The organism is Burkholderia sp. A2 (assembly GCF_001729305.1).
In the GTDB taxonomy this organism is placed as follows: Bacteria; Pseudomonadota; Gammaproteobacteria; order Burkholderiales; family Burkholderiaceae; genus Burkholderia; species Burkholderia sola.
The window spans coordinates 37,921-55,005 of the sequence record NZ_LZXX01000092.1; the positions used below are offsets into that span (position 1 = coordinate 37,921).

Here is a 17,085-nt window from a genome sequence, read left to right on the forward strand (position 1 = left end):
TTTCGCTGAACGCGCATGCACCCGCCGCGCCGTCGCCGGCCGGCTCATGCGCCCGACCGATTCCTCTGGAGAACCCGATATGTCCGATTCGAATCCGCTGCCGCTGCGCGTGCTGTTCTGCTGCGGCGTGTCGCAGAATTTCTTCGACCTGCCGCGCGAGAAGATCGGCGAAGTGTGGCAGGCGTACGGCGCGATGCTCGCGGCCGTCGAAGCGATGCCCGGCGTGCGCGTGCTCGGCGTGATGGACGACGACCGTCTCGTGGTCGGCCAGGCCGACGGCGCGCCGTGGACCTTCTACATCATGGCCGACGTCGCCGATTTCGACACGACGGTCGCCGTGTGCAACCTGTACCGCACGACGCCCGTCGGCGAATACAACCTGTGGCGCTACGGCAAGATCGAGGCACGTGTCGGCCGCGCGCTGACCGTGCCGCCGGCCGCGAAGCCCGCGACGTGAGGCGCGCGATGACCGATCTGTCTCCCGCTGCGGTCGACGTGCTCGCACGGCGCGTCGCGGCGCTCGACGCCGAGCGCGCGGTGCGCGCGACGATCGCGCGCTACATGGCGCTGTGCGACGTACCCGAAGCGGCAGGCGAAGGCCCGTCGCTGGCCGAGCTGTTCACGGCCGACGCCGTGTGGGAAGGCATCGGCCCGCAATACGCGCGGAAATTCGGCCGCCTCGAAGGCCCGGCCGCGATCGTCGCGATGCTCGGCCGCTATCTGCCGCCCGACCCGCATTTCTCGGCGAACCTGCACTTCCTGACGTCGGAGTCGATCGAGATCGGCGCCGGCCATGCAAGCGCGCGCGGCCGCTGGATCATGCTGCAGGCGTCGCGCTACGCGGACGGCTCGGCCGAGCTGATCGCCGCGCGGCTGACGATCGATTTCGCACCGGCCGCCAACGGCGCCACCTGGCTGATCCGCCATTTCCGCACCGAACGCGTGCTCGACGGCCCGTGGCCGCTCGCCGCCGCGCCACGGTCCTGATGTTTCCCGCTGCTTTCGCACGATACCGACCATGACAGGCTTCATCGACACCTTCACGCCAGGCGGCCCCGGCCCGACGATCGCGATCAAGGACACGATCGACATCGCGGGCCATCCGACCCGCGCGGCGAGCCGCGCGCTCGCCGATGCGCCGCCTGCCGCGCAGCATGCGGACGTGGTCCGCCTGCTGCTCGACGCCGGCTGGCAGATCGCCGGCAAGGCGAACATGCACGAGCTCGCATTCGGCATGACCGGCATCAACGACTACACGGGCACACCCGTCAATCCGCAGGACGCCACGCGCATTCCGGGCGGCTCGTCGAGCGGTTCCGCGTCGCTCGTCGGACTCGGCGCCGTCGACGCGGCGCTCGGCACCGATACCGGCGGCTCGATTCGCGGGCCGGCCGCGTGCTGCGGCGTGGCCGGGCTGAAACCGACGTTCGGCCGCGTGTCGCGGCGCGGCGTCGCGCCCGCGGACACCACGCTCGATTGCGTCGGGCCGTTCGCACGGGAGATCCGCACGCTCGTCGCGGTGATGGCCGCGATCGCTCCGGGCTTCGAACGCGCGCAAGCAGAAGCGTCCGCGGCAGGCTGCACGATCGCGCAACTCGGCGTCGACGCCGATCCGGCGATCGCCGCCGCGCTCGACGCGGCCGTTCGCGCGTCGGGCCTGCGTTCGCATACGGTCGTGCTCAATGAAATGCCGGCCGCGTTCGCGGCGGGGCTCACCGTGATCAACGCGGAAACGTCGCGCGCGTTCGGCCATCTGGTCGCGACCGGCAAGCTCGGCGCCGACCTCGATACGCGATTGCGTGCGGCCGCAACGACCGCGCCTGCGGCATTGAAGGAAGCCGAAGCCGTGCGCGCACGCTTCACCGCGCAGGTCGATGCCGCGCTCGAACACGCGGACGTGCTGGTGCTGCCGACGCTGCCCGCGTTGCCGATCACGCTGCAGCAGGCACGCGACGGCGTCTCGGTGATCGCGATGTCGTCGCTGATCCGGCCGTTCAACCTGAGCGGCCATCCGGCCCTCAGCCTGCCGCTGCCGCTCGCCGGTTCGCGGTTGAAGGCCGGCTTGCAGATCGTCGGACGCAAGGGCGCGGACGAACGGGTCTGCGCGATCGCGGCACACTTCGAAGCGGCGTTGGCCGCATGAACCACGATGCGGGCGCCGCCGCCACAGGCGTGCGCCCGCGAACCACGGAACTTTCACACCATGTCAGACCGAGTCGTTCTCGTCACCGGCGCCGCGCGCGGGCTCGGCGCCGTCATCGCCGAACGCTTCCATGCGGCCGGCTATCGCGTCGCGCTCGCCGACATCGCCGCCGACGCCGTTCACGCGCATGCGCGCGAGCTCGACCCGAGCGGCGAACGCGCGATCGCGCTGCCGCTCGACGTCACGTCGAAACGCGATTTCGAAGCCGCGCGCGATGCGCTCGTCGTGCGCTGGGGCACGATCGACGTGCTCGTCAACAACGCGGGCGCATCGAAGGTCGTGCCGGCGATGGAGATCACGGCCGAGCAGTTCGACCAGGTGATCGACGTGAACCTGCGCAGCGTGCTGTTCGGCTGCCAGGTGTTCGGCCAGTATTTCGCGCAGCGCGGCGCGGGCCGCATCGTCAACATCGCGTCGCTCGCCGGGCAGAACGGCGGCTCGGCGACGGGCGCGCACTATGCGGCCGCGAAAGGCGGCGCGCTGACGCTGACCAAGGTGTTCGCCCGCGATCTCGCCGCGCACGGCGTGACCGTCAACGCGATCTCGCCGGGCCCGCTCGATCTGCCGATCGTGTACGAAAGCGTCGCGCCGGAAAAGCTGCGTCAGGTGCTCGCGAGCCTGCCGGGCGGCAAGCTCGGGTCGGCCGGCTTCGTCGCGGACGCGGCCGTGCTGCTCGCCTCGGGCGACGCGCATTTCGCGAACGGTGCATGCTGGGACATCAACGGCGGACTGTACATGCGCTGAACGCGCAGCACCTCAGCGCGACGACGCCCCGTCGTCGCCCCACACGACCATCACGTCGCGCACGAGCGCGGCGATCGACGTCGCGCCGAGCTTCTCCTTGATGCTCGCGCGATGCACGTCGACGGTCTTCACGCTGATCGACAGATCCGACGCGATCTGCTTGCTGCCCTTGCCGTCCACGACGCCGCGCAGCACTTCCTTCTCGCGCGCGGTCAGCGCGTCGAGCCGCTGGCGCAGCGCGCGGTGGCGCTGGCTCACCGCATGCCGCTGCTGCGCGAGCCGCAGCGCGCGCTGCACGCGCTCGAGCATCTGCTGCGAGTTGTACGGCTTCTCGACGAAATCGATCGCGCCGTTCTGCAGCGCGCGCACCGACATCGGAATGTCGCCGTGTCCGCTGACGAAGATCACCGGCAGCGTCGCGCCGCGCGCATTCAGTTCGGCCTGCACGTCGAAGCCGCTTTTCTCCGGCATTCGCACGTCGAGCACGAGGCACGCGGGCAGGTTCACGTCGAAGCGCGCGAGAAAGTCGGCCGCGTTCGCGAACCCTTCGGATGCGATGCCGACCGATTCGAGCAACCACGCGAGCGACGTCCGCATGCCGCCGTCGTCGTCGACGATGTATACGATCGGTGCGGGTGACGTCATCGCGGGGGTCTCGCTGAATGTCGGTATCGGTATCGCACGCGCCGCGCGCAACGCCGCTGGCCGGCGTGTCGCGAGCGCCGCTCGCTGGGGGTGTGCGGCACATCATAACGAGCCGAAAACCCGCTGCAAACCCCTTCATCTGCCGCACGAACGCGCCATCACGGTTTTTTTCGCGCGCGATGGCGCGCATCTAGGTAGAACCTTTAGACACGTTGGCAGGAACGCCATCCCGATCGTCAATCGTGCGAATGGTCGGCTGCATTTTCGCGGCGTACGCTTGGATCATCGTCGGCCAAGCGATGCTGCATCGGCAGCGCCCGCGATCGCCGCTTTCGTCCAACCAGGAGCGCCCATGTCTTCCACGACCGATATCCAGCGACCGGCGCGCGTCGAGCCGACCGACGCGCAAAAGGCCTTCCGCCAGGCGATGGCCCATCTCGGCGCGGCCGTCAACGTGATCACCACCGCGGGGCCGCACGGCCGCTGCGGGATCACCGCGAGCGCCGTGTGCTCCGTCACCGACGCGCCGCCGACGCTGCTCGTGTGCCTGAACCGGTCGAGCGCGATGCATGCGACCTTCGAGCGCAACCGGCAGGTCTGCATCAACGTGCTGCCAGCCGAGCACGAGCTGCTCGCGCGACACTTCGCGGGGCTCACCGACCTGCCGATGGAACAGCGCTTCGCGTTGCCCGTGTGGGATCGCGGCGAACAGGACGTGCCGGTGCTGCGCGATGCGCTCGCGAGCCTGCAGGGCACGATCGCCGAGATGAAGGAAGTCGGCTCGCATTCGGTGATGTTCATCGAGGCGACGTCGATTCGCGTGCGAAACGACGGCGACAGCCTCATCTACTTCAGCCGTGCGTTCCATCGCGTGTCGCGTACCGCCTGCGTGCGGTGACGGGCGCTTGACTACGCGGACGTGCTGCGCAGCGCGCGCTGCCCGGCCGCGAATGCCGCGCCCGCGAACAGCGTCAATGCCGAATACACGAGCCCGCGCGCGAGCCCCGCACTGTCCGACACCCAGCCGATCGCAACCGGCCCCGCGATCTGCCCGAATGCGAAGACCGTCGTGAATGCGCTGATCCCCTTCGCCCAGCCGTCGGGCGGCAGGTTGTGCCGCACGAAGGCCGTCGTCGACGCGACCGCCGACAGGAACGTCGCGCCGAACAGCAAGCCCGATGCGAATGCGGCAGCCGGGTGCACGAGCAGCGCGGGCATCAGCGTCGCGACCCCGAGCAGTGCGTTGAGCACGGCGAGCGCCTGGCCGCCGCGCATCCGGTCGAGCAGCCCCGACCACAGCCGCGCCGACACGACGGTCGCGACGCCGAGCATCACGTAGAACGCGGCGACGACCGTGCCGCTCATCCCCGCGCCGCGCAGCAGCGCGACGATGAACGTCATGTAGCCGATATAGCCGACGCCGAACAGCGCATAGCCGGCCAGCGCGAGTGCGAAGCGGGCCGGGCTCGCGGTCGCCGCCTGTTTCGCACCGTCGGCCCGCGCGGCGGGTGCCGCATGTGCCTGCTCGATGCGGCGCGCGGCCGACACGGCTACCGCCGAGAACAGCACGCACGCCGTCGCGAGTGCGAACCATGCGGGCTGCCAGCCGTGCACGCGTGACACGAGCGTGGCCGGCACGAGCAGCGACGACGCGACGATGCCCCATCCGGTGCCGCCGTAGTAAAGGCCGAGCAGCAGCCCCGCATCGCGCGGCGACGCGGAAGCGAGCCGCGCGGCCAGCACGCCGCCGCTGATGAAGATCAACGCGCTGCCGCCTCCCGTCGCCAGCCGCTGCGCGAGCAGCGCGTGCATGTCCGACGTGAGCCCGCCCGCGGCCATCAGCACGGCGGTCAGCGCGCAGCCGGCCGCGAGCAGCGTGGCCGCGCGCCAGCGCCGCGACAGCAGCGGGAATGCGAGCGCGCCGATCAGGTAGCCGGCCGCGTTCGCGGTGTTCAGCGCGCCGGCCTGCGCGAACGTCCAGCCGAGATCCGCCTTCATCGGCGGCAGCAGCAGCGCATACGAAAAGCGCGCGAGGCCGAGCGCGATCGCGCTGCCGAGCGACAGGCAGATCGCGAGCCGCCACGCGGCCATGCGGCCGGGATCGGTTGCGCCGGCGTCCGGCCGCGAGCGGCCGGCACGCTCCGGTTGCGGCACTGCACGCATCGGGGTGTCTCCTTCGTTGTTCGATTCCGGGGCTTGCGCCGCCGTCGCTCGATCATACTGGAGCCGCCACGAAATCGGCACGCGCGGCAGCAGCACAACCGCGACGGCCGCCGCGCCCGGTTCCCGCTCCCCGACACGACGGCCGGAAAATGCGGGAGGCCAGCCGGCGCTGGCACGCGCTACCGCCCGAGTCCGGCCGCAAACGCCGCCAGCAGCGCGCGCCCTTCGGGCCATCCGGCCAGCCCGGACGCCGCGTTCAGGTGGCCGCGCGCGCCGAGCAGAAGCGGCGCCGCACCCTGTTCCGTTGCCCATTGGAGCGCGCGCCCCGACGGATCGTACGGATCGTCCGCGCTCGCGATGGCCAGCACCGGCAGGCGCCCGAACCTGCCGTTCGGCAGGTTCGCGAACGCCGCGGCGGCAACCGGAAAGCACGGTCCTGCCGGGTCGGGCACGGCCACGAGAAACGCGCCGCGCACCGCGCGCGCCGACACGGCATGCCAATGCGCGAACAACAGACAGCCCAGCGAATGACACACCACGAGCGGCGGCGCCCCGGCGTTCGCGACGGCCTCGTCCAGCGCGGCCATCCAGTCGGCCAGGTCGGGCGCGTCCCATGAAGCCGGCGCGATGCGCGCGGCGCCGGGCAACGCCGCCTCCCAGTGACTCTGCCAATGATCCGGTCCCGAATTGCCGATACCCGGCACGATCACGATCGCTCGATCCATCATTCCCTCCGTCAACTGAAGCCCAGAGTGTGACTACGCGTCCGTCGGCATGGAATGGCAAGTCATCGGTTATTGAGACAAAATGCCGATGAATCAACGGTACGGGAGGACCGTCATGCCGGACGAAGCACTCGATCGCCTGGATCTTGCGATCCTCGAAGCGCTGCAGGACAACGCGCGGACGCCGCTGTCGGAAGTCGGCAGGCGCATCGGGCTGTCGCAGCCCGCCACGTCGGAGCGCGTCAAGCGGCTGGAAGAACGCGGGATCATCGCCGGTTACGGCGCGCGGATCGATCCGGCGGCGCTGGGGCTGGGCATGATGGCCATCATCCGGCTCAAAACCACTCACGAGCACATCCAGCCGGCGCTGCGCACGTTTGCCGAGATGCCGCATGTCATCGAGGTCCACCGCATGACCGGCGAGGACTGCTTTCTGCTGAAGGTGCTGGTGCCGACCCCGGGCCAGCTCGAAACCCTCATCGACGCGATTGCGCGCTTCGGCGCGGTCACGACTTCGCTGGTGCTGCGCTCGGAACCGACGAAGGCGATCGGAAAGGCGCTGCTCGGATGACGTGCGGAGGTGGACCGACCGAGCGACGCGTGAAATCGGCACACCGGTTCGAGCACCGGGCGGTCGTGCATACGATTTTCGTGAACGACATAAATCGCATCAATCCGCTCAATTAAATTCAAATTAGAAATAACCGAATTAATTTCGCCGCCACCATTCCATTTTTCTAAAAAAATGACGTGCGATCTGTCGCTCGTTTTACCCATTTTTTCCAATATGTGGGCCGGGGATTCCCTTGTTTAGCACGTCTCGGCTAAAAACATTGCGACGCATTGCATTCGTAAATTCATCAGAATAATATCGACGCCACTCGCCCGGCATTCACAAAATTCCGAACGAGGAGCGGCAATGTTTTTGCCGCGCTTTCATGTTGAATCACTCATGTTCACCACAGGAGAATTGACATGCAGGAAACCCAGCAAATCGAATTGCTTGACTGGATGCAGGAAGACACGCACCCCGAGGCCGTCGACATGATGGTCGAGGACGCCGTGGTGCCGTTCGGCACCGCGCTCTGGCCGGTCTGAGCGGGCCACCCGTTCTCGCGGAGGGGCCTCGGCCCTTCCGCCGCTTCCGGAGATACGCATGCTGAACCTGCACCGCGCGCTCGGTTTTCACCCGGCGCTGCGCGACAAGCTGGCACGCGGCGAATCGGGAAAACTGCTGGTCGGCTATGACACCCGCAACCGCGACACCGCGTTGCGCGCCTTTTCCGCCCTGCCCGATTCGCTCGACGCGACCACCCTCTGCCTCGAAAGCACCGCGCCCGCCGACATCGCCGCCGCGCTCGACGACGCCGACCTGTTCGTGCTGCTGTACGACTCGTCGTGCCTGCCGACGCCGTCGCCGAGCGGGCCGCCATTTCTCGCCGCGATCCGCCCCGCGATCGTCGAACACTGGAGCAAATCGGTTTTATTCAAGGATTACGGCCCGCACCTCGACGAGGCGTTCGCCGAATCGCTCGACGACATCGCCGCGCGCAACGGCCGGCTGATCGAGGCCGCCGCACGCGCGTCGCAGATCCGCTTCATCGACGAAGCCGGCAACACGCTGACGGGCTCGCTCGCGCCGGACCAGAAATGGACGAGCGTGGACGGCATGGGCAACCTCGACGTCGTGCCCGGCGAGATCGCGACGCACGTGACCGACCTGAACGGCACCGTCGTGTTCAGCGGCACGTTTCTCGGCACGGTCCCGTTCGCGATCAAGTACAAGGTGGCCGAGCGGCTCGCGACGCTGCATGTCGAGCACAGCACGATCGTCGATTTCGACACCGACGATGCAGGCTTCCGGCGCGATTTCACGACCTATCTCGACCGGCACGCGAATCACCGGCGGATCGAGGAATTCGGCATCGGCACGAACCTCGGCATTCGCGGCCTGTACGGCCGCAACGCGGGGTTCGAGGAACGCCATCCGGGCCTGCATCTCGGCCTCGGCGGCGGCGAAAACGGCAGCCACCATCTCGACCTGATCTTCGCGCGCGGCACGCTCGCGCTCGACGAACGGATCGTGTTCGACGGCGCGTTCGCCGTCTGACGCGGCAGCGGGTTGCTCAGGCTTCGGCGGCCGCCGCGTCGCCGAGCCACTTGAACATCACGAAGCAGTCGACGAAGCCGAGCCGCGCGTGACGGTATGCGCGCGGCACCCGGCCGACGATCTCGAATCCCAGCTTCTGCCACAGCGCGACCGCGACCTCGTTCGTCGCGACCACCGAATTGAACTGCATCGCGAGGAAACCGCGCTCGCGCGCCACCTGCTGCGAGTGCTCGCACATCAGGCGCGCGACGCCGCGTCCGCGCGCGGCCTCGCTCACCATGTAGCCGCAGTTGCTCACGTGCTTGCCGGGCCCGGCCGCGTTCGCCTTCAGGAAATACGAGCCGAGCACCACGCCGTCCTCTTCGGCGATCCACGTGCAGAGCGGCGCGTCGAGCCACTGTGCGCGTGCGGCTTCCCGGGTCGGCTCGGGATCGAATGCATAGGTTTCCTGAGCAGCGACGATGGCGCGGTAGGTCGGCCAGAAGCGCGCGAAATCGTCGTCGGTCATCGGGCGAATCGTGATCATGCGGGGGCTCTCTCGTGAGGGTGATGTCGGCAGGGCCAGACGGGCGAACGAGCGATCGTACCGCGATTCATCGCGGGTCGCGTTATCGCTGCGCTGCGATACGCGACCGGCGGTGCGCCGTATCAGCGCTTGGACGCCTGACGGAAACTCGACGGGTTGACGAAGCCGGGCCGCACGGCCTGCCGCCGATTCTGATCCACGCTGACAGCCATGCAGTGCTGTTTTCCGACGTGCGGTGCACCGTCATGTGTTTCATCTGCAGGCGTTTTATCTACGCTCGGCGCAAGATACATTGCGCACGCTCGGTTTGCGTAGGGGTAGGTCGGGCCACGCAGACACGTCTGCATTGGCCGATTCGCGAGCGCTACTTCGTCTCAATCTGAACCGACTGAGTCCACGCCACCGCACGCCATTCATGCCTCCCCGACCACTCTGACAATCTGCAACAATCTACCGCCATTCCATCTCAATAATACGGCATTTCGCTACCTTCCTGCCTTATCATCAGCACCCCAAATTGATGGAGAAAACTGCGGAATGGCCAAGTAGAAGTGGTTCTCCCATCTGCCTGGTTCGACGTCGGTCGGCGCTTGCTGCCGTCAATTCTCGGCAACCGTGGGGCGGCGTCGAACATGCGACAACAAACACTAGCAAAGCGGGGAACTCCAATGAGAAAGGCGGCTGTCCGGGATAACGATCCGACGACAACACGCGGCTTCGTCATCGCAATTTCTTCGACGATTTACGACAAAGGAAAACGTGTCGCATTGAGCGGCGATAAAGCGACATGCGGAAATTGCGAGGGTACCTTCGAAATTATCGGATCCGGACAGGGCATGTCAGAAACCGGCCGAAACGTCGTGGTCGACGGTGACCGGGTAACCTGCCCATGCATGAAAAATCGCGTCATTGTAGGCCGCAACCCCGGGATATTTCTAAAGTCGTCGGGAAACGCGCCGCTCGCGGAATCGAGTTCCTTCCACCGGTGCCCCGCAGCGCCCGCACCGGCAGTTCACGACGAGCAGATCCGGTTGATCGATCGATTTTCCGGATGGCCGCTCGCCGACATCCGTTATCGAATCACGGATTCTTCAGGTCGGCTCGTCGAGGGACGGACCGACGAAAAAGGTCTGACATGCCGGGTCGAGACATCCGGTCACGACGTAATCGACATCGAGATATATCGGGGAACCTAACCAATGTGCAATAGAAATACGGATCCGCTGCACGACGACGGATGGGAATCCGTCGGCACCGTTGCCACGAATACGACAGCGGACTCGATCCGGGATATCGAACTGGATCTGACACCGATATGCCAAAACATGTCGAACAAAACATTCCGGTCATCGATCGTCCGACTTCGCGACATGGCCATTCCTTTGATTCGGGATCGCGTTGCCGGGCTGGCGCGATGGGACGACGCCGAGCAGTCGCGCGCACGGAAGTGGTTCGGCCGAAGCGACGACATCGCACGCGATACCCTGCGGCTCGGAATGCCGAAGCTGTTGGACGTCATGCAATCGCTCAAACCGGAGAACGTCATCAGGTGGGATCAGCAGAAACAACGAAACATCACGTGCACCGTCTTCCCGGACAACGGCCACACGGATGCCGCAGTATGCAAGCCCGATTCCGAGAAGCGTATCATCGCGATCTATTCGCGTTTTTGCACATCGCCGCCAGCGCAACGCTGGCGAGGATGCCAACTACTCACACTCATTCACGAATGCACGCACTTCGCGGATGTGTTCGACTCCACCGACGAAATGTATGGCGTGTCAATCGGTTTGACCTTCTGGGCACAATCCAATCCCGACAAAGCAATTCGCAACGCGGACAGTCTTGCGTGCTACGTCGGCTTCGACGGATAAGGAACTCGCGTGATGCGCCCCATTCTCTTTGCGCACCTGTCCGCGCTTTCGATATTCGTCGCAACACCGCTCGCATACGCATGCACGATTTCGACGGACATGGCGGATACGTTGCCGCTGAATTCCACCGACATCCCCAACAAGGCACGGATACGGATCGCTGAAATGGTTCTGGAGGCCCGCAACTGGCCGAACGTCGGTATTCGTGGAATCGTCTACGCAGGAGGTTACATCCGGGAACGGGATCCGGCCGCCCTCGCTCACCGGCGAGCCGCTGCACTGAAGACCTACCTTATTCAGCTGGGCATCGGTGAACAGAACATCTGGGTAGATACAAGGACCATCAAGCACCCGGACGTCGACAACGACGGACGCCTTTCGCTCAATCAGATTGCCGTGACGCTGGTCCCGATATGCGACGGAGGGTGCGAGCGCTTGTGCGCCGATCCGCGCGTGACGCCGACATCCCAGCCCATTCGCTAGCCCTGTCCCAACCCATACATCAACGAAGCGACCATGAACCCATCCAACGGCGCTGTATCGCATCACGACGCGGAAGTCGTCGAACTACGCACCGACCCAGAGCTTTCAGCCGCCTATTTGAACGTCGCGGCTGAATCGCTCGGCGATCCCGACAATCACGCCGCGGCCCTCCTCGCACTGCAAGCGGTCATCGAAGCAGGCAATCTTTCCCGTCTTCCCGCTGCTCGCCCGCAAACCTGAACGCCCCTCACGGCTGAACCATCCACACCAGCAGCATCTCATCCGGCGCGGCCGTCATCCCCGCCGGCGGATGCGCGATCGCCGGCTCGACCGCCAACGCGTGCGCGATCGCCGCCGCATCATCGATCGTCGTCGTGTGCACGATCGTCATCAGCCGCGCCGGCCGGCGCAGCGTTTCGCGATACAGCGCGCCATACCACAGCGGCCGCATGCCGAGCGCATCCTGCAACACGTACGGATAACGCCACAGCCGCAGCACGAAGCGGCTTTCCGGGTGGGCCGGATCGACGCGGACGAACACGCGCCGCGTGCTCTCGCCATGCGTATAGCGCGGCAGCACGGGCAGCGTATCGGCGGGCGCCTGCGGCAGCAGCCAGCGCAGCGCGGTGGCCGGCGACCACGGCGTCGCGCGCTGCCAGCCGGCCTGCGCGAGATGGCGGTCGAGCGTGTCCGACGTCGCGCTCCATTGCAGCGGCAGATATTCCTCGCGGTCGCCGCCGATCTCGGTGCGCCGCGCCGGCACGCGCTGCCACCCGCCGCGCAGCCACTGGTCGACGGTCATCGCGACCACATCGCCGACATGCGGACGCGCCGCGCGATCGAGCTGCCACTGCGCGGGCACCGTCCATACGCCGGCCGTCGCGAGCACGACGACGACCGCGACGAGCGCGCCGCGCGGCTGCACATGCTCGCGCACACGCCAGTATGCATAGGCGCCGGCGAGCAACGCGAACCATGCGAGACCGAGGCTCCACCCGCCCAGCAACCCCGACAACCAGGTATCGCCGACGTACAGCCGCGCGAAGCCGCCGAGCACGATCCACAGCACGACCGCCGTCACGACCGGAATGCGCCACGGCGCGGGCCGGTCGCGCGCCAGCACCCAGCCAAGGCCGCTGCTCGCGAGGATCGCGAAGGCGGCGTCGCCGTCCGGCAGCGGCACGTGCAGCGCGCCGGGCGGCAGGCTCGCGGGCGTCGCGCCGGGCGCGCCCGCACCGAACACCGGCACGAGCACGACGGCGACGCCGATCGTCGCGAGCCACCATGCGGCCGTCAGCCAGCAGCGATGGATCATCAACCAGACGAGAAACGCGGCCGCGACGATCAGCCCCGTGTCGTGTCCGTGCAGCACGGCGAACGCGCTCATCGCGGCGTCGGCGGGTGGCGTGCGCAGGCGCTGCAGGAACGCGTACAGCGCGATGTCCGCATGCATCAGCGGATCGTTCGCGACGACGTCCTGCACGATCCCCGCGAACAGCCACACGCAGCCGATGAACAACAGCGCGAGCACGGGCACCGCGCCCGGCAACCCGCGCAGGTACACGATCCCGTCGTGCAGCCGCGCGCCGAACCGCGGCCAGCGGTGCACGCACGCTTGCACGGCTTCGGCGAGCCCACGACACAACAACGGCCAGCCGCGCCGCAGCGCGACGCGCACGCCGATCCACACGAGCGCGACCAGCGCGGCCACGACCAGCAGGATCGCGGCGACCCGCACGCTGATCGCCGCGGCCAGCGCGGCCGACGCGCCGAACAGGATGCCAGGCGCGACGTGCACGGGCGCCCACACGAGCGCCGAGATCACGTTGACCGGATAGAACGACCGGCGCGGCAGCGTCGCGCAGCCAACGACGACCGGCACCACCGCACGCACCGGCGCGAGAAAGCGCGCGAGCACGATGCTCTTCATGCCGTGACGCAGCACGAATTCCTCGCCGCGTGCGTACGCGTTCGCAGAGCCGAAGCGCGCCCACGCACTACGGATCATCCCGCGGTAACGTCGTCCGAGTTCGTAGCTGATCCCATCGCCGATCACCGCGCCGACGGCCGCGACGCCGATCGTCGCCCATGCGTCGAGCGCGCCCGCGCCGATCAGCGCGCCGGCCGCGAACATCACGGCGCCGGCCGGCACGACCGTGCCGATCAGCGCGATCGCCTCGGCGCACGCGGCCACGAACACGATCGCCAGCACGAGCAGCGGATGCGCGCCGATCGCGCCGATCCACGCGTGGATCGTGTCGCTCATCGCACACTCCCGAAAGGTGCGGCCCGGTGCACGAACATCGGGCCGGCAGCGGCCTTGGATACGTTCATCGCGGCATGCGCACGCTCGCGCCGGCGTCGCAGGCCAGTGTCAATCGAACTCGTGTTGCCGCGCGTCGGCCTCGAGCGGCGCGTCGTGGTAGCCGACCGTCGCGATCTCGTGCAGGTAGCGCGCAAGAAACGCGCCGATCGAGCCGGCGGCCTCGTATTGATGCACATGACGGAACTCGTGGGTCAGCAGCCGGCGCGTGTCCTGCCCGCGCAGCACGTACACCGCATGACCGAGCGTGAGACCGATCGTCGCGGGTGACAGCAGCCCCGTGTCGCGGGCGATCGCGGCAAGCGTCGGCGTGTCGGGAAACGGCATGCGCTCGACCGCCATCACGCGAATCCGGTCCGGCTGCGCGACGCCCACCGTGCGCGCATCGTCGGCTTGCCCGGGCGTCAGCGGCGCGCCTAGCGCGAGCCCGCGCGCCGCCTCCGCTTCGGCCCAGGCGACCGCGGCAGGCAGGGCGGACGGCAGGATATCGGCCAGGTCGATCATTGCAGGGCTCCTCGGTTCGCGCGAATGGCATCGGGCACCAGTTTAGTCCCGAATCGGAACGGTTCGCGGAGCGGGCCCGCCGATGCCGCGCCGGCCCGCGTCGGGTGCAACGATCATCCGGGAATACCCTGATTCGCGCGGGCTGCGCATGATGCGCTTTCCAATGAATTATTTCGTTGCAGTATGCATTCCGTGATCGACGCTCCTGAAAATTTCGCGAACGAGTACCGTTTTCGGGTTCGGCGGAATATATTGGTCAGAAGAACGGCCGCGGCGACAACCGGACAGCAACGACGGCAACGCGCGGTGTCATCCCGAAGAGGACCGCTGGAAGATGATCAGGGTAATTCTGGCTGACGATCACGCAGTCATGCGGGACGGACTGCGTCACATTCTGGAGATGGCCGGCGGCTTCGAGATCGTCGGCGAGGCGAGCGACGGCGCGGGCACGCTCGCGCTGGCCGAGCGCGCGGCCGCCGACGTGCTGCTGCTCGACCTGTCGATGCCCGCGCCGACCGGCATCGAGCTGATCCGGCTGGTCAAGCGCCAGGCGCCGTCGCTGCGCACGCTGGTGTTGACGATGCACGCGGAAGCGCAGTACGCGGCGCGCGCGTTCAAGGCCGGCGCCACCGGCTACCTGACGAAGGACAGTGCGACCGCCGAGCTCGTCGAGGCCGTCGGCAAGGTGGCGGCGGGCGGCGTCTACGTGAGCCCGTCCGCGGCGGAGAGCCTCGCGCACACGCTGCGCGCGCCGGCTCACGCCCTGCCGCACGAGCGACTGTCCGCGCGCGAGTTCGACGTAATGCGCCGCATCGTCGCCGGTCAGACCGTCACGCGGATCGCGTCCGAACTCGCGTTGAGCGCGAAGACGGTCAGCACGTACAAGACGCGAATCCTCGAGAAGATGGGGCTGCCGCACGAAGCCGCACTGGTCCGCTACACGGTGCGCCACGATCTCGACCTCGGGGCCGACGACGCATGATGGCCGCCTTCCGCTTCCCGCCCGCGCCGCCGCCGTCGGATAACGACGATCCGGATACGTCGCGCCTGTTCATGTCGTCGCTGCCGCCGGGGCGGCGCGAACGGCGGCTCGCGCTCGCGACGGTACTCGTATCGGCCGTGATCTTCGCCGCGCTCGCGCCGTTCGCGGCGATGCCGCTCGCGCCGGGCTGGGCATTCATTCCCGTGTACCAGTCGGCGATCGTCGTCAACGACATGGTGACGGCCGGCCTGCTGCTCGGTCAGTACGCGATCCTGCGCGAGAAACCGCTGCTCGTGCTGGCGGGCGGCTATCTGTTCACGGCGTTCATGGCAGGCACGCACATGCTGACCTTCCCCGGCCTGTTCGCGCCGACCGGCCTGCTCGGCGCCGGCGAACAGACCACCGCATGGCTGTACCTGTTCTGGCATGGCGGCTTTCCGCTGTCGGTCGCCGCGTACGCGCTGCTGCGCGCGACGTCGCGCGGGCGTCCGGCTCCGGCCCCGGCCCCGCCGCGCCGCGCGGCGATTCCCGTCGGCCTCTGCATCGCCGCCGCGATCGGCGCGACGGCCGCGCTCGCGCTGTTCGCGACCGCCGGCCACGACCTGCTGCCGCGCATCATGAGCGGCAACCGGATGACCGCGACGATGACGAAGGCGATCACGGTCGTCTGGGGGCTGAACCTGGTCGCGCTGATGCTGATGTGGCGGCAGCGGCGCCGCCATTCCGTGCTCGACCTGTGGGTGATGACGGTGCTCGTCGCGTGGCTGTTCGACATTGCGCTGTCGTCGATGCTGAACCACGGGCGCTTCGATCTCGGCTTCTACGCAGGGCGCGCGTACGGCCTCGTCGCGTCGGGCGTCGTGCTGTTCGCGATGCTGTTCGAGAACGGCCGGCTGCACGCGCAGACGGTGCGGGCGCTGGCCGGCGCACGCTTCCAGCATCTGCTCGTCGTGCAGAAAAGCGCGCAGTTGAACGATGCGAACGAACGGCTCGAACAGCGCGTCGCCGCGCGCACCGCGCAGTTGAGCGCGTCGAACCGCGACCTGCGGCGCGAAGTCGAGGAGCGCGTGCGCGCGGAGCGGGCGTTGCAGGCGTCGCGCGAGGAGCTGCGCGAGATCGCCGCGATCAGCGCCAGCGCGCGCGAAGCCGAGCAGCGCCGCATCGCGCGCGAGCTGCACGACGAACTGGCGCAGTCGCTCGCGGCGCTGAAGAACGATCTCGAATGGCTGATCGATCGCGTGCCGCAGGACGACGCGTCGCTCGCACGCAAGATCGCGGCGATGCATGGGCTCGCGCGCGGCGCGGTGGCCGCGACGCGCCGCATCGCGTCGGACCTGCGCCCGCTGATGCTCGACGATCTCGGCTTCGCGGCGGCGATGCAATGGCTCGTGGAGGATTTCCGGCACCGTCACGGGATTGACTGTTCGCTGCACGTCGAGCCGCCCGAGCTGCAACTCGACGAGCCGTATGCGACCGCCGTGTTCCGCATCGCGCAGGAAGCGCTCGCGAATGTCGCCCGGCACGCGGCCGCGTCGCACGCGGACGTCGAGCTCGTGTACGGCAGCGAAGCGATCGCGCTGACGATACGCGACGACGGCGCGGGCTTCGATCCCGCGGTGCCGCGCAAGTCGGCTTCGTTCGGGTTGGTGGGGTTGCGCGAGCGCGCGTATCTGGTCGGCGGCACGCTGCGGATCGCGACGACGCTCGGCGAAGGCACGACGGTCGAGGTCGAGATTCCGCGGGCGCCGGTGCCCGTGGCGCTCGCGCATGGCGGGCACGGGAGTTCGCGGGGCTAGATGGAGG

General features: G+C 67.8%; 20 protein-coding genes. 14 read left to right on the forward strand and 6 right to left on the reverse strand.

Annotation, left to right across the window (positions count from 1 at the left end):
• Window positions 1–79: 79 nt before the first annotated feature.
• From A9Z05_RS15620 to A9Z05_RS15635, 4 genes are read left to right on the forward strand one after another with little or no spacing between them, the layout of a single operon-like run.
• Window positions 80–457 (forward strand): hypothetical protein, encoded by a 378-nt coding sequence (locus A9Z05_RS15620; RefSeq protein ID WP_069618881.1) that lies wholly within the window; start codon window positions 80–82, stop codon window positions 455–457.
• A gap of 8 nt (window positions 458–465) precedes the next feature.
• Window positions 466–987: a nuclear transport factor 2 family protein gene (locus A9Z05_RS15625; protein ID WP_069618882.1), complete on the forward strand. Its 522-nt coding sequence runs from the start codon at window positions 466–468 to the stop codon at window positions 985–987.
• Window positions 988–1,018: 31 nt separating this feature from the next.
• Entirely contained in the window at window positions 1,019–2,143 is a 1,125-nt protein-coding gene (locus A9Z05_RS15630) for an amidase (protein ID WP_069618883.1), read from the forward strand.
• Window positions 2,144–2,203: 60 nt separating this feature from the next.
• Window positions 2,204–2,947 (forward strand): SDR family NAD(P)-dependent oxidoreductase, encoded by a 744-nt coding sequence (locus tag A9Z05_RS15635; protein ID WP_069618884.1) that lies wholly within the window; start codon window positions 2,204–2,206, stop codon window positions 2,945–2,947.
• A gap of 12 nt (window positions 2,948–2,959) precedes the next feature.
• Here the strand turns inward: A9Z05_RS15635 and A9Z05_RS15640 are convergent, their stop codons facing one another.
• Window positions 2,960–3,592 carry a response regulator transcription factor gene (locus tag A9Z05_RS15640; protein WP_069618885.1) on the reverse strand — a complete coding sequence of 211 codons (633 nt, stop codon included), beginning with the start codon at window positions 3,590–3,592 and terminating at the stop codon, window positions 2,960–2,962.
• Window positions 3,593–3,944: 352 nt separating this feature from the next.
• On the opposite strand from A9Z05_RS15640, the gene hpaC reads away from it, so the two are divergent.
• Window positions 3,945–4,490 carry a 4-hydroxyphenylacetate 3-monooxygenase, reductase component gene (gene hpaC, locus A9Z05_RS15645; protein WP_069618886.1) on the forward strand — a complete coding sequence of 182 codons (546 nt, stop codon included), beginning with the start codon at window positions 3,945–3,947 and terminating at the stop codon, window positions 4,488–4,490.
• Window positions 4,491–4,501: 11 nt separating this feature from the next.
• Here hpaC and A9Z05_RS15650 read toward each other — a convergent pair whose 3' ends face one another.
• Both A9Z05_RS15650 and A9Z05_RS15655 read right to left on the reverse strand, forming a co-directional pair.
• On the reverse strand, window positions 4,502–5,755 hold the full coding sequence (locus A9Z05_RS15650; protein ID WP_069619061.1) for a YbfB/YjiJ family MFS transporter: 1,254 nt from the start codon (window positions 5,753–5,755) through the stop codon (window positions 4,502–4,504).
• A gap of 179 nt (window positions 5,756–5,934) precedes the next feature.
• Window positions 5,935–6,480 carry an alpha/beta hydrolase gene (locus A9Z05_RS15655; RefSeq protein ID WP_069618887.1) on the reverse strand — a complete coding sequence of 182 codons (546 nt, stop codon included), beginning with the start codon at window positions 6,478–6,480 and terminating at the stop codon, window positions 5,935–5,937.
• A gap of 115 nt (window positions 6,481–6,595) precedes the next feature.
• Between A9Z05_RS15655 and A9Z05_RS15660 the strand changes: the two genes are divergently transcribed.
• The 3 genes from A9Z05_RS15660 to A9Z05_RS15665 all read left to right on the forward strand — a co-directional run bounded on the left by A9Z05_RS15660 (window position 6,596) and on the right by A9Z05_RS15665 (window position 8,590).
• Window positions 6,596–7,051, forward strand: coding sequence for an Lrp/AsnC family transcriptional regulator (locus A9Z05_RS15660; RefSeq protein ID WP_069618888.1), 456 nt, complete (start codon window positions 6,596–6,598; stop codon window positions 7,049–7,051).
• 404 nt (window positions 7,052–7,455) lie between these two features.
• Window positions 7,456–7,578: a hypothetical protein gene (locus A9Z05_RS37810; protein ID WP_006479692.1), complete on the forward strand. Its 123-nt coding sequence runs from the start codon at window positions 7,456–7,458 to the stop codon at window positions 7,576–7,578.
• A 58-nt stretch (window positions 7,579–7,636) separates the two neighbouring features.
• Window positions 7,637–8,590: a leucyl aminopeptidase gene (locus tag A9Z05_RS15665; protein ID WP_069618889.1), complete on the forward strand. Its 954-nt coding sequence runs from the start codon at window positions 7,637–7,639 to the stop codon at window positions 8,588–8,590.
• 16 nt (window positions 8,591–8,606) lie between these two features.
• Here A9Z05_RS15665 and A9Z05_RS15670 read toward each other — a convergent pair whose 3' ends face one another.
• Window positions 8,607–9,116 carry a GNAT family N-acetyltransferase gene (locus tag A9Z05_RS15670; RefSeq protein WP_069618890.1) on the reverse strand — a complete coding sequence of 170 codons (510 nt, stop codon included), beginning with the start codon at window positions 9,114–9,116 and terminating at the stop codon, window positions 8,607–8,609.
• Between the two features lie 668 nt (window positions 9,117–9,784).
• On the opposite strand from A9Z05_RS15670, the gene A9Z05_RS34765 reads away from it, so the two are divergent.
• From A9Z05_RS34765 to A9Z05_RS36210, 4 genes are all read left to right on the forward strand, one after another.
• The gene (locus A9Z05_RS34765) at window positions 9,785–10,312 is read left to right on the forward strand and encodes a PAAR domain-containing protein (protein WP_084044276.1); all 528 of its coding nucleotides are present in this window, start codon (window positions 9,785–9,787) and stop codon (window positions 10,310–10,312) included.
• 129 nt (window positions 10,313–10,441) lie between these two features.
• The gene (locus tag A9Z05_RS15675; protein ID WP_256122002.1) at window positions 10,442–10,990 is read left to right on the forward strand and encodes a M35 family metallo-endopeptidase; all 549 of its coding nucleotides are present in this window, start codon (window positions 10,442–10,444) and stop codon (window positions 10,988–10,990) included.
• A 12-nt stretch (window positions 10,991–11,002) separates the two neighbouring features.
• Window positions 11,003–11,473: a hypothetical protein gene (locus A9Z05_RS15680; protein ID WP_084044277.1), complete on the forward strand. Its 471-nt coding sequence runs from the start codon at window positions 11,003–11,005 to the stop codon at window positions 11,471–11,473.
• 33 nt (window positions 11,474–11,506) lie between these two features.
• Window positions 11,507–11,713: a hypothetical protein gene (locus tag A9Z05_RS36210; RefSeq protein WP_256122003.1), complete on the forward strand. Its 207-nt coding sequence runs from the start codon at window positions 11,507–11,509 to the stop codon at window positions 11,711–11,713.
• A gap of 7 nt (window positions 11,714–11,720) precedes the next feature.
• Here the strand turns inward: A9Z05_RS36210 and A9Z05_RS15685 are convergent, their stop codons facing one another.
• Both A9Z05_RS15685 and A9Z05_RS15690 read right to left on the reverse strand, forming a co-directional pair.
• Window positions 11,721–13,739 (reverse strand): VTT domain-containing protein, encoded by a 2,019-nt coding sequence (locus A9Z05_RS15685; protein ID WP_069618892.1) that lies wholly within the window; start codon window positions 13,737–13,739, stop codon window positions 11,721–11,723.
• 108 nt (window positions 13,740–13,847) lie between these two features.
• Entirely contained in the window at window positions 13,848–14,300 is a 453-nt protein-coding gene (locus A9Z05_RS15690; RefSeq protein WP_069618893.1) for a hypothetical protein, read from the reverse strand.
• 334 nt (window positions 14,301–14,634) lie between these two features.
• On the opposite strand from A9Z05_RS15690, the gene A9Z05_RS15695 reads away from it, so the two are divergent.
• Window positions 14,635–15,282, forward strand: a complete 648-nt coding sequence (locus tag A9Z05_RS15695; protein WP_069618894.1) for a response regulator transcription factor — start codon at window positions 14,635–14,637, stop codon at window positions 15,280–15,282.
• Window positions 15,279–17,078 carry a sensor histidine kinase gene (locus tag A9Z05_RS15700; RefSeq protein ID WP_069618895.1) on the forward strand — a complete coding sequence of 600 codons (1,800 nt, stop codon included), beginning with the start codon at window positions 15,279–15,281 and terminating at the stop codon, window positions 17,076–17,078. The genes A9Z05_RS15695 and A9Z05_RS15700 overlap by 4 nt, the downstream gene beginning before the upstream one ends.
• The last annotated feature ends 7 nt before the right edge of the window (window positions 17,079–17,085 follow it).